General features: G+C 34.4%; 14 protein-coding genes. 5 read left to right on the forward strand and 9 right to left on the reverse strand.

Features of this window, described 5'->3' with window-relative positions:
• Positions 1 to 14: 14 nt before the first annotated feature.
• Both coxB and ACJZL1_RS02005 read right to left on the reverse strand, forming a co-directional pair.
• Positions 15 to 779: a cytochrome c oxidase subunit II gene (gene coxB, locus ACJZL1_RS02000; protein WP_265025643.1), complete on the reverse strand. Its 765-nt coding sequence runs from the start codon at positions 777 to 779 to the stop codon at positions 15 to 17.
• 519 nt (positions 780 to 1,298) lie between these two features.
• A complete protein-coding gene (locus tag ACJZL1_RS02005; RefSeq protein WP_419247403.1) occupies positions 1,299 to 1,529 on the reverse strand; it encodes a hypothetical protein in 231 nt (76 codons plus the stop codon).
• A 2-nt stretch (positions 1,530 to 1,531) separates the two neighbouring features.
• Between ACJZL1_RS02005 and ACJZL1_RS02010 the strand changes: the two genes are divergently transcribed.
• The 3 genes from ACJZL1_RS02010 to ACJZL1_RS02020 all read left to right on the forward strand — a co-directional run bounded on the left by ACJZL1_RS02010 (position 1,532) and on the right by ACJZL1_RS02020 (position 3,885).
• Entirely contained in the window at positions 1,532 to 2,539 is a 1,008-nt protein-coding gene (locus tag ACJZL1_RS02010; protein WP_265023318.1) for an IS4 family transposase, read from the forward strand.
• Between the two features lie 276 nt (positions 2,540 to 2,815).
• Complete coding sequence (locus ACJZL1_RS02015) at positions 2,816 to 2,944, forward strand: hypothetical protein (protein WP_419247404.1); 129 nt, start codon at positions 2,816 to 2,818, stop codon at positions 2,942 to 2,944.
• Positions 2,929 to 3,885, forward strand: a complete 957-nt coding sequence (locus tag ACJZL1_RS02020) for an IS5 family transposase (protein ID WP_264735368.1) — start codon at positions 2,929 to 2,931, stop codon at positions 3,883 to 3,885. The genes ACJZL1_RS02015 and ACJZL1_RS02020 overlap by 16 nt, the downstream gene beginning before the upstream one ends.
• Positions 3,886 to 3,915: 30 nt before the next feature.
• Here ACJZL1_RS02020 and ACJZL1_RS02025 read toward each other — a convergent pair whose 3' ends face one another.
• Entirely contained in the window at positions 3,916 to 4,098 is a 183-nt protein-coding gene (locus tag ACJZL1_RS02025; protein ID WP_419247405.1) for a hypothetical protein, read from the reverse strand.
• Positions 4,099 to 4,771: 673 nt separating this feature from the next.
• Positions 4,772 to 6,292 carry an HlyD family type I secretion periplasmic adaptor subunit gene (locus tag ACJZL1_RS02030; RefSeq protein ID WP_419247406.1) on the reverse strand — a complete coding sequence of 507 codons (1,521 nt, stop codon included), beginning with the start codon at positions 6,290 to 6,292 and terminating at the stop codon, positions 4,772 to 4,774.
• Positions 6,293 to 6,555: 263 nt separating this feature from the next.
• On the opposite strand from ACJZL1_RS02030, the gene fabG reads away from it, so the two are divergent.
• Together fabG and ACJZL1_RS02040 are read left to right on the forward strand one after the other, a co-directional pair.
• Positions 6,556 to 7,290 (forward strand): 3-oxoacyl-[acyl-carrier-protein] reductase, encoded by a 735-nt coding sequence (fabG, locus tag ACJZL1_RS02035; protein WP_419247407.1) that lies wholly within the window; start codon positions 6,556 to 6,558, stop codon positions 7,288 to 7,290.
• Between the two features lie 95 nt (positions 7,291 to 7,385).
• Positions 7,386 to 7,721, forward strand: coding sequence for a TrbC/VirB2 family protein (locus ACJZL1_RS02040; protein ID WP_419247408.1), 336 nt, complete (start codon positions 7,386 to 7,388; stop codon positions 7,719 to 7,721).
• Positions 7,722 to 7,749: 28 nt separating this feature from the next.
• Here ACJZL1_RS02040 and ACJZL1_RS02045 read toward each other — a convergent pair whose 3' ends face one another.
• The 5 genes from ACJZL1_RS02045 to atpH all read right to left on the reverse strand — a co-directional run bounded on the left by ACJZL1_RS02045 (position 7,750) and on the right by atpH (position 12,364).
• Positions 7,750 to 9,030: a M48 family metalloprotease gene (locus ACJZL1_RS02045; protein WP_419247409.1), complete on the reverse strand. Its 1,281-nt coding sequence runs from the start codon at positions 9,028 to 9,030 to the stop codon at positions 7,750 to 7,752.
• A 71-nt stretch (positions 9,031 to 9,101) separates the two neighbouring features.
• Complete coding sequence (gene ribB / locus ACJZL1_RS02050; protein ID WP_419247410.1) at positions 9,102 to 9,755, reverse strand: 3,4-dihydroxy-2-butanone-4-phosphate synthase; 654 nt, start codon at positions 9,753 to 9,755, stop codon at positions 9,102 to 9,104.
• 6 nt (positions 9,756 to 9,761) lie between these two features.
• On the reverse strand, positions 9,762 to 10,256 hold the full coding sequence (gene greA / locus ACJZL1_RS02055; RefSeq protein WP_265025652.1) for a transcription elongation factor GreA: 495 nt from the start codon (positions 10,254 to 10,256) through the stop codon (positions 9,762 to 9,764).
• A 9-nt stretch (positions 10,257 to 10,265) separates the two neighbouring features.
• Complete coding sequence (gene atpA, locus ACJZL1_RS02060) at positions 10,266 to 11,807, reverse strand: F0F1 ATP synthase subunit alpha (protein ID WP_265035469.1); 1,542 nt, start codon at positions 11,805 to 11,807, stop codon at positions 10,266 to 10,268.
• A complete protein-coding gene (gene atpH, locus ACJZL1_RS02065; RefSeq protein ID WP_265025655.1) occupies positions 11,804 to 12,364 on the reverse strand; it encodes an ATP synthase F1 subunit delta in 561 nt (186 codons plus the stop codon). Before atpH ends, atpA begins: the two co-directional genes overlap by 4 nt.
• Positions 12,365 to 12,382 lie beyond the last annotated feature (18 nt).

Here is a 12,382-nt window from a genome sequence, read left to right on the forward strand (position 1 = left end):
TCTATACTCCAAATTTAACTCACTAATTTTCTATTTTCGATCCACTTATTAAAATCTTCTTTGCTTACTGCTTCAACAACAATTGGCATAAATCCATGGCCTGGACCACACAATTCGTAGCACTGCCCATAATAAACACCTGGCTTTTTGACATTAAACCACGCCTCATTCAGCCTACCTGGTATCGCATCAATTTTTACACCGAAAGCTGGTACTCCCCAGCTGTGTATCACATCTCCTGCTGTAACTTGTAAACGAACGTTAGCATTAACGGGTAAAACGATGTTATTATCAACAGAGAATAGCTTTAAATCTCCTTCGATAAAGTCTTTTTCTCCCTTAATATAACTATCAAACGACACGCCTTGATATTCTGGATATTGGTAGCTCCAATACCATTGATGGCCAATAACTTTTAGTGTTATGTCAGCCTTCGGTATTTCTTCCTGTAGCTTCAGTAATTTAGCGTTTTCAAAGGCTAATATTCCAACAATGATAGTTGGTATAACAAACCAAATAATTTCTAAAGGAACACTATGGGTAGTTTTACTTATGTTTGTTACTTTGCTTTTACGAAAGCGAAACGCTATATAAGCAAGCAGCGCCCACACAAAAAGCATTATTGCAACCATCACAACCATCACAAACGAATGTGACCTAACTACAGCCTCCATTACTTCAGTTGCAGGAGCAGGAAATCCAAATTGCCAGGAAGTAGGAGCAGAGGCAACAGATATATTTGAGTAAAATATTATCAATAGTGCAAGTAACTTCACCATATCTTTTGTTTGTTTGCTATAAAACTAAATGATATACTGTATAATAGTATATATAAACTTACTATGCAAATAGAGATTAGTGATGGTTAATAATTTTTTAGCATTCAACAAGTATAATAGTACAATACTAATTTGAGGAAAAAAGCATTTACATAAATCTATTGTAAGTAAAAATATTATAATATTTTAAATTAAGTATTTACTTTAAGTAAATTCTATAATAAGTTTAATAGTGTCTGTTACTGCTAATAACCCTCTAGCCTCACACCTAAAAGCAGTAACAGACACTATTAAACTTTATGACAAGTTTATAATCTGTAAGATCAAAATCTTACAAGTGTCTTTATCTCATTATACATTGCAGTTTGTTAATTAACTTTTAATGCCTATGGTAGCATTTACTGGACCAAAGGTTTATGCATTATAGAAAATAATTATAAAAAAAACACACTATTTGTATACCATACAAACTTTTTTCATTCTGCATAGCTGAGTTACTAGATTTTGTAAACGAAATCTTTAGAGAAGCCAAATGGGCAAAGTTTCATGAAGGTCTTTCGCCAAAACAAGGCAAAATACGCTAAAATTCCTGATTTCACCCAAAATCTTAGCATAGATCCCGCTAACAAGTAGCGGGATGACGAAGTTATCGTCATGCCACCACGAACCGTCATACCGCCGCGGCGCATAAGTGTTGAAAGTAACACAAAAAAGACATAAAGAACTATTATTGCAAGAAAATGGAGGCAATAATGGATCAAATAGAAAGAGTACTAAATTTAATAAAAGATGAGGATTTAGAAAGGCTAGGAAAATTAAGTGAAGTAGATAAATGTAATACTAAATTGTTGGGCAAGATTATATTTAAAGGTCTAATGAAGTTAATATTAATGGGGCAAAAAACAAGCCTAAGAGCGCTAGAAATGGTAATAAACAGGTGTATAATGGATAAGAATAGCGATAAAAGTACAGTAACATACAGTGGTTTGTCAAAAAGGTTAAAAGTTATAAATCCAGAATATTTTAAGGGAGTATATATTGATTTGATGAGCAAGATTAAAAAGCTATTACCCCAAAAAACATCAAATAACTTACATAAGTTTGATTCGACGATCATAAATTTATCGGGATATCTCATAAAAGATGGGCTAAAAATAGGCGGTAAAAGTAACGACAGTCAAGTTAAAGTGAGTGTAGGATTAAAGGATCAATTGCCGACAAGTATAAGATTTTGTAAAGGACAAGAAGAAAGTAGTGAAGATATAGCATTAGTGAGAGCAATTAATGAAGCTAAAGTTGAAAAAGAGGATATTTTATTATTTGATAGAGGAATCAGAAAAGTTGGAACTTTTGCCGAATTTGATGAAAAGGAGTACAAATTTATCACAAGAGTTAAAGTAGGAAGAAAACATGATGTTATAAGCAGGAACAAAGTTATAAGAGAACAAAAATCGGATGGATCAGAGATTTTAGAAGATATAATAGTTAATCTTTATCGTGCACGAGGTAAAGTGGCAGAAAAGCATGATCTACGGCTAATAAAAATCAGAAATAAAATTGGAGATGAAATATGGTTTTTGACAAACTTGTTTGAAATGCCAGCTTATGAAGTAACAGAGCTATATAGGCGCAGATGGGATATAGAAGTGTTCTTTAAATTTATAAAGCAAAATCTTGGATATAAGCACTTTTTAAGCCATACTATGAATGGCATGAAGGTGTATATTTACATGATCGGCTTTGTTATTTCTTGTTTATAAAATCAAAAATAATCTACATGGGTTCAAAATAGCATTACTGCAATTCACATTGGATCTAAATGACTCTTTTATACGTTCGATTGTTTTACTGTCGGGAGGTAATTTACATGCCGTTGATCATCTCATATCACGTTATTTTTGATACTTTCAACACTTATGCGCCGCGGCGCTAACACGTAGCGGGGTGACGAGGCTTATCGTCATGCCACCGCGAACCGTCATACCGTGATTCATTCCACAACTGTACGAACATTGTGATTTGGGCCCACCAGAAGGGTGTCATCCCAGTGCTTGACACTGGAATGGCTTTGTTGCATAGCAACCGAAAAAATCTGGTGGCTACTGACAAAATTCATTATAAATAACCATTTAACTGTTGAAGAAAAAATATGCCACAGAAAATGAAAGTCAGTAACCAAAACGAATATAACAAATTCCTTGAAAAAAGGGGAAATATTTTTCGTTACATCGATGAAGCTATCGAAAATTGGTATGAAAATAGTCCAAAAATGCAGGGCGGCAACTATATTTACAGTGATAAAGTCGTAATTTTGGTGCATATAATTGTCAATCTTTTTAGAATTGGTTTAAGACAAACGGTGGGGTTTATAAAAGGATATCTGCAACAAATAGGAAAAAATTTGGCAGTTATCAGCTATTCACAAGCATCAAGAAGGTTTAAAAAACTTAATATTAAGATAAATGATTGCAGGGTTGATAAAAGCAACATGGAAAATATTGAAATTATCATAGATAGCACAAGTATCAGCATTTACAGTAACACTCCTGGCCACAGTAAGGAAAACAGTGCAGATAGAAAGTACCGAAGCTACGAGCAAGTAAGAAAGTTACATGTTATGTTAAGTGTGAATAGTAAAAAAGCTATAGCTGCAAGATACAGTAATGGCGTCTACTCTGACCACTATGGAGCTTGCGATTTGCTTGAAGAAGTTAATTTTCAGCACAAAATAAAAGCATTATATGCAGATAGGGCATACGATAGGCACAAACTTTATAAATTGTGTAAGAAATACGATATAAAGACAAAAGTTCTACCAAAAAAGGATGCAGCAGAACATTCAAAAATAGATTATATGTCTGACAGAAATGCTGCTATTAGGTTAATAAAATTATATGGACAAGATGGTGTAAAAGAGTGGAAAAAGGAAGCAATTTATGGAAAGAGATCTTACATAGAAGGATTTTTCTCAAGGTTGAAGCAAGTATTTGGATTTAGCTTTAGGAATAAATCTGAAGTAAATCGTGAAAAAGAATTACTAATTAAGTGCTATTTGCTCAACAAATTCACTGATATTGGTATGGCTAAATTTGAAATCATTACATAAATTTGTCGTAAACCATCACTGCTTAAGGTGCTATGCAACAAAGCCCACTGGAATCCAGGTCTTTTTTTTTAGACTGGATCCTATCATAGGATGACAGAAGCAGACACTCCACATTGTCATTCCAGTGCTTTGACTACTTGGATCCAGCTGAGTTGGTGAGTATAAAAGTATAGCTTCTACGTCATGCCGCTGCGGTATCTTAGCCGCTAACAAGTAGCGGGATCTACGTCATGCCGCGATTCATTCGCGGTATCTCTTAGCATAGATCCAGCTAACACGTAGCGGGATGACGGTTGTCGGTAAGCCTAAATTACTTTAGTCATAAATATTTAAGAAATTTACCAAACGAAAAAAAAGGCAAAAGAAGCCCCATGGTGGTTGGCTATTTACCATGTACTAAAATATCGGCGTTTTTTTTATTCTAAAACGCTTGATTAAGAGCGATTTAGCTGCTTTTAACTTGCAACTAACCTACACCGCAAGTGTTTAAGAAATTTACTAAGCAGGAAAAAAGGCAAAGAAACCCCGTAGTAGCTAGCATTCAAATTCTCCCTTGTCAATTTGACGTTTTTTGCTGTCTTAAACGCTTTGTAAGCGCGTTTCGGCTTATATAGGTAAAAACCTAAAAATTTTTAAAGACATGCGATGCACGTAGTGCGAAAAATTAAACATGAGACGCCAAATACCCTAAGTTTTTTGTCATTAACCTGCACAGATTGCGAAGATAAATAAATAGCTTCAGTTTCATGATAAGGGGGCTGGCGGAGTTTGTAAAGCAATTTTTCGTTTCTATTGAATGACACTGGGAGGTAGTGCAAGAAGCCTATTGTCTAACTATATACCTAAATTTTATTACGGCACTTTCACTACTACTTTAACGAATGAGCTACCTTTCTATAAAAGACCTATCGACTGTTGCAATTATAGGCGTAAACAAGAATGATAAAAGAGTACGGGATTGAGTAACTATGTACACTTCTGCTGGCATACCAGGGTATAGGTATACATTTTTAAACTGAGCAAGCTCTGACTTTGGTATCACCACGCGCACTGAATAATAACGCCCTAGTCTTGGATCATCAAGAGCGTCAGGAGAAATATGGCTTACTATACCACTAATTAAACTTAAACGACGTGCACTGTAAGCACTTAACCGGACTTTAACCTTTAGTCCTTCTAGCCCATCAATAGAGACTATGTTGCTATCTTTCTTTTGTGCTGACAGTACCTCTTCTATGTTTCTGGTCTGAATTTTAGCATCTATTATTAAGTCATCATCCGATGGCACTACGCTCATGATCGGAACTCCAGATTGTATAACACCACCTTCAGTATGGTATCTTATATCTGTAACTATCCCATCTTGAGGGGATTTAATTATTGTACGTGCCAGTGAATCTTCAGCAACCATCAGCCTCTCTTTCAAGTCTGCAATAGACGTACTAACTTCCTTAAGTTCAGCGTTTGCTCTTTCTTGAGAATCATTTTTTACGTTTATAATTTCTAATTCATTCTCTCCAATTTTTTGCTGCACTTGAGATATTGCAGAACGGTAATGTCCAACTCTGCCTTCAATTTCAGCAAACTGTTTTTCTAAAGCTAAAATGTATGGTTTGCTTATATGGCCACTATCAAGTAATTGTCTTTTTGTTTCCAACTCCTCAGTTATCAAGTCATATTGCTTATGAGCTGCATTTAGTTGAAAGTTTAGCCCCGCTAATTCATCATTTAACTGCTTTATACGTTGTTGCAGTATGTCTGTTTTTCCCAATATGCTCTTTCTCTGAGAGTTGAACAACTTTACTTGATTCTTTATCGCTTTATTTACAAGTTCATCGTGAGATAATTTTTTAACCTCATCAGGAAACTCGAGCGTGTCCAAATCTACTCTGATTGCAAGAAGCCTTGCTTCTGTTGCTAAAAATGATAAGAGCTTCTCTTTGATAATACTTAAATTCGCCTTCTCGTTAACATCACTCAACAAAACTAGAGGCTCATCTTTTTTAACTGCTTGGCTCTCTTTTACTAAAATTTTGCTTATTATTCCTCCGCCCAAGTGTTGAACTATTTTCCTATTTGAAGATACAATAACTTCTCCACTTGCATGCACCGCACCGTCAATTGGAGCTATAGCCGACCAAATACCGCCTATTCCAAAAAAGATGAGTATCACTATCAGACCAAAAGATAGTGGCCCCCATGTTACTTTCAGGACTTCATTTACGTTATTACTTTCGCGTTTTAAAATAAAATTTATCACTGCATCAATCAATGCAAACGTCTTATCCAAAAATTTTGGGTACTTCTTCTTTTTATTTTTTGCTCCTTGCATATTTATATTATCACTATGGCCAATCAAGCCTGTCAAAGAAAATCCAGCGCCAAGCTTTTTTAACTTACTTATCATAATACTACTGTGAATTTGTGTTAACTCAAGATAACACACAAAAACAAAGAATCTATAATTTAAGCATTCCATTTAGACTGTAGAGCACCAGAATAAACTATTTAGTAACAATTCCTGCAACTATGTTTTTAAAATTTTTTGACGTTTAACTTTATTATAACTTTTTCTTTATTTTGTGAATATCTGAGTTACTTATATTATGTAAGAAATCTATTGCCAACCAGTCAATATTCTGTTAGGAGTTAAGATAATATAAAGTTATTATGTTTGGATTGAAAGGCAGAAAATTCCTGATTACTGGCGCATCAGGCGGAATAGGGCAAGCAATTGTAAAAATTATGCACAAAGCCGGAGCAACTTTATGTATTTCTGGCACAAAAAAAGAAGTACTCGAAGAAGTTGCTAAACAATATGAAAAAAATATGCACGTACTCCCTTGTGACTTATCAAATGCTGAGGAAGTAAATCAACTAGTAAATAGAGCAAGTGAGTTGATGGAAGGCTTTGACGGGCTTGTATGCAATGCGGGCATTACGCGAGACAGTTTATTATTGAGGATGACAGATGAAGCATGGCAAAAAGTAATTGATATTAACTTGAGCTCTACATTTAAGCTGAGTAGAGAAGCATGCAGGAAACTAATTAAGAATAATTGGGGAAGAATTATAAATATTTCCTCAATAATAGGGCTGACAGGAAACGCCGGGCAAGCAAATTATGCAGCGTCTAAAGCTGGAATAATAGCTATGAGCAAATCTATAGCAAAAGAAGTTGCAAGTCGTAATATAACAGTAAATTGTATTGCTCCTGGGTTTATAGATACTAAAATGACTGAAGTTTTAAATGAAGTACAAAAGGGAAAAATATTAGATAATATTCCAATGAAAAGAATGGGAACAGGGGAAGAAATAGCAGCAGGGGTCTTATTTTTAGCAAGTGATGAAGCAAAATATATAACAGGGCATGTGCTTAACATTAATGGTGGGTTATTTATGTAGCAACACTTATGTATGGACAAATTATAATTTTTACTTTAAAATAAAAATATGTGTAGGTTTAGGTTTGCGTTAATTTATTATTTAGAGGCAAAAAAATGAGCTCTATAATGGAATTTTTTAGTATTTTTTGTATAGTATTACTTTTCTCTTTCTCAGGTTATGCAGCTACCACTGATCCTGATATGGATGACACAACTAAAGTAATATGCAATATTATTGGTTATGTTTGGGGGATAGGCGGTCCACTTATGACGGTAGTAATAATTGGTGCAGCTTTGCTTGCAATATTTGGCAGGATGCCGTGGCCAGCCCTCTTTGCTCTTGGCATGTTCTGTGGTGTATTTTTTGGCGCTAAAACTATCATAACGAAAATTATGCCCAACGTAAGCGATGAAGCAAAAATTATGTTGGAAAAGTGTGGAAAGAAATAACCCATAAAAGTACAGAAATGCTTTTTTGTTATCCATTAAACCGCTTCATATCTTCAACTTGCAACAAATAAGGGCTATCTTTTAGTAAAGTTTTAACAGCTAGCTCAGCATATTTTGTAAATTGCTTTAAATCACCTTCAATACAAGCCTTTTTTGTCAAAGCAAAATAATACATTGCCGCATCAGCGTCACATTTATATGCAATGCTTAAATATTTCCAGACAAAAGCGTTATTTGGTTCTACATTCAAAATCTGCTCTAGGTAAAAAATTGCCTTTTTTGCATCACTGTGTAATAATAAAATATGAGATAATGCGAGTTTTACTAAATAACTATTCTTCTCAGATAAATACCTAAGCGATTCTTCATACATTTTTATTGCTTCACTTAAATTTCCGGCCTTGTATAGCATTTCTGCTTTTAATTCATATAGGTATGGGTCATTGCATGACTCTTGAATCAATGAATTAACTTTAGTAATAGCCTCTTCTATCTTTCCTTGCCTATAGCAAACTATAGCATTTACATACTCAGAATTATTTTCATATTTATTAGATAACACATGAATAGGAGTAAAGAAAGAGTCTAGCTTTGCAACCACACGCTCAAACTTTAGTAACTTATCCGCAAAAATTGGTTTTACGTTGTTTTTAACCTTATAATTTTGTACAGCAAATACGCGTTTTTCACTAAGTGGGTGAGTGCGAAAATATTCCTCGGTGTTCTCATGCTCAATACTTTTAAAATAATCAAAAATCTCTTTCATACCTGAATTATCATAGCAAGACTCATCAAGGTATCTTAAAGCATAGCTATCTGCTACACTTTCTTGCTCTTGAGAATAGTTAAAAAATAGCCTTGAACTGAGCGCTACACCACTAAGCAAAATTGCACCAGCAACCTGAGGGTTAATGATAATACTAGAAACTAATCCTACCATATAACTAATCATTGCTATCGATTGAAAATAACCCATAGCACTACTCATTTGCAATATATGACCAGCAGATATGTGAGCAATCTCATGTGCTAATATACCAAGCAGGACATAAGGTTTAGCCGAATATCGTAAAAGCCCTAAATGAATGAAGATACTGTTATTGTTAATTACGAAAGCGTTAATCGAATTATCATTAATTATAAAAACCTTCATTCGGTCACTATCAACATCCGCAGCAGAAAATAAAGGTTGCGCTAGCTCTTTCACTATTGCTTCCACTTCACTATCTCTAATAATGTTAATAGAGTAAGCATTATTATAATATGCAAAAAAGAACAATAAAGTCAAAAACTTAGCAATTTTAAACATGAAAATTCTGTATTTGTACAACTTACAGGAATTTTATATTTTAACACTTAAATTATACAAATTTATAAACGCTAGTTTGATTTTTTGACGTAACTGATAAGTTTGTCGATGGTGGTTAACTTAATTTTATGATGTTCAGCAAATTCAAGCAGCTCAGGTAAGCGCATCATAGAGCCATCATCATTCACTAATTCACACCCTACAGCTGCATGATTAAAGCCAACTAACTTTGCTATTTCAACACTTGCTTCAGTATGACCATTGCGTGCTAAAACCCCACCATCATTTGCAATAATAGGAAAAACATGCCCAGGAGTAATAATATCATCTTTAGTACTCTTTTCATCAATAGCGGTAAGTATCGTATGCGTTCTATCATGAGCAGAAACACCTGTTGTAATGCCATAACGCGCATCAATTGACGTAGTAAATGCAGTATGAGGAGTAAGCTTTTCATCCACATTACTTCTTCTCATAAACTCAAGATTTAGTTTATTCATATGAAGCTTTGTCATAGCTAAAAACACAATGCCAGTACCGTACCTAACCATAAAAGCCATATGTTCTGGTTTTACTTTTTCAGCTAAGACAACCAAATCACCTTCATTCTCTCTACTTTCATCATCAACTAAAATGAATAATTTACCGGAACGAGCATCCTCTAATACATCTTCCACAGAAGAAATACCGGGTAGACTCATTGAAGCATAAGTGGCCTGTACCATAATAATTTACTTAAATTCAATCTTAACTATTTTATACAATTTCTCTCCATTTGGCACTGTCACTTCCACATACTCGCCGACTTTTTTGCCGATTAAGGCACTCCCGAGTGGTGAACTAGTAGATATTAACTGCTTTGAAACATCAGCTTCATATTCGCCTACAACCTTATAAACATATTCCACTTCACCGTTATTATCACTTAACATGCTTAATGTCACAGTTGCACCAAACATTACTGAATCACCAGACAAATTTTTTACTTCTATTACTTCCGCATGTGAGAGCTTACTTTCTATCTCCATTATACGGCCTTCAATAAAACCTAACCTTTCCCGTGCTGCATGATACTCTGCGTTTTCAGACAAATCACCTTGATCACGAGCATCAGAAATAGCCTGTATCACAGAAGGTTTTTCTTCCTTTAATTTTTCAAGTTCGGCTTGCATATTCTCAAAACCTTTACTCGTTATAGGAAATTTATTAATAATGGATGAAGCCATAATCACCACCTAAACGCAATTAAATTGAGTAACGAAATTACTCACAATGTTAAAAATATCACCTTTTATATCATCACTCATGTCATTTGACAACTTTTTTAAAACCCCAGGATGCACAGTATGAAAATAATTAATAAGATCATGTTCAAATTTATTAATGTAACTTATTTGTATTTTACTTAACTGATTATACAGGTTAGAAAAAATATACATCAGCACTACTTGCTCTTCTATTGACATAGGTAAATGTTGTTTTTGCTTTAATAACTCGACAAGATATTTACCCTTATTCAAGGATAATTGAACACTAGCATCAAGATCAGAACCAAATTTTGCGAAATCTTCTAATTCTCTATACTGAGCTAAGCTTAGCTTTATAGAACCAGCAACTTTCTTCACAGACTTTAGTTGTGCAGCAGAACCAACCCGTGAAACTGACAAACCTATATTTACTGCAGGTCGAAATCCTTTATAAAATAATTCAGACTCAAGAAAGATCTGCCCATCGGTAATTGAAATAACATTTGTTGGCACATATGCAGATACATCACCAGCTTGAGTTTCGACAATTGGCAAAGCAGTTAAAGACCCCTGCCCTTTTTTATCAGACATTTTAGCAGCTCTTTCAAGCAAGCGAGAATGTACATAGAATATATCTCCAGGGTAAGCTTCACGACCAGGAGGACGTCTGAGCAATAAAGACATCTGCCTATATGCCACAGCATGCTTAGATAAATCATCATATACAATCAAACAATGCATTCCATTGTCACGGAAAAATTCCCCAATAGTGCAACCAGCATAAGGTGCTAAAAATTGCATAGGTGCGCAGTCAGATGCACTAGCCACAACTACAGTTGTATACTCTAATGCTCCGCTTTCTTTCAGCTTATTTACCACTTTTGCTACTGTTGAAATTTTTTGTCCAATAGCAACATAAACACAGTAAACTTTTTGATTTTCGTTTACCTCATCGTTAATCTTTTTCTGATTGATAATAGTATCAAGCGCAATAGTAGTTTTACCAATTTGTCTATCACCAATAATTAATTCACGCTGCCCTCTACCTATTGGAATTAGCAAATCTATAATTTTAATTCCTGTTTGCAGTGGCTCATGCACAGACTTACGATCAATAATGCCTGGCGCTTTAGATTCTATATCCATTCTGTTTTTGGCTCTAATTTCCCCACCGTCGTCTATAGGATGGCCCAACGCATTTACAACTCTCCCTAACAATTCATGCCCTATAGGCACCTGCACAACATCACCACTACATTTTACAACGTCCCCTTCTTTCACATCACGGTCATTACCAAGTACAACTATTCCAGCCGTATCATGATCTAAATCAAGAACTATTCCTTCTACACCGCTTGCAAAAAATACCTTTTCACCGAATTTTGCTTTTTCCAGTCCATAAACCAATGCGATACCATCTGTTACTGAAATTACTTCACCTATATTTTCCCGCTTTATAGGATTATCAAACGTCTCAACCTTTTCTCTTATTATACTTGCTATCTCAGAAACATTCATACTGTTCTTCATACAAAATTCCTTACTTTTAATATTTCCATTTTACTTAATTCAACTAACCTATCCAAGCAACTTTTTAGCGAAGCATCGATCAAATTAAAACCATACCTAACTACGAAGCCACCTAGTATAGAAGGGTCAACCACATTGCTTACTTTTATTATTTTACCAAGAAAGCTCAAAGATTCAGTAATTATTTTTATATCAGATTCCTTTAAAGTTTCTGCTGACTTTATAGTAATCTCGAATTCATTTTCATTTTCTCTTGCAAGACTTAAGAATTTTTCTAATATAAGGATCAATAAACTAGAGCGTTTATTTGCAAATATAACCATAATAAATTTTACTAAATTCTCACTCAAGTGCTCATTTATAGAAAGCATCACTTCTTTTTTGTGTGCAAAAGAAATCATAGGATGAGATAGGTACACAAAAACATCACGTTGATCCTTAAAAAAAGCCAACAAAAATTCTACTTCTTTCCTTATAATACCTAACCTGCTTCCTGAGACATGAAACAGCACTCTAGCGTAAGATGAAACTAAATTATTGTATTGGGTCTTTTTCATATTAAATCCAGTAAATCT

The organism is Wolbachia endosymbiont of Rhagoletis indifferens (assembly GCF_048537595.1).
In the GTDB taxonomy this organism is placed as follows: Bacteria; Pseudomonadota; Alphaproteobacteria; order Rickettsiales; family Anaplasmataceae; genus Wolbachia.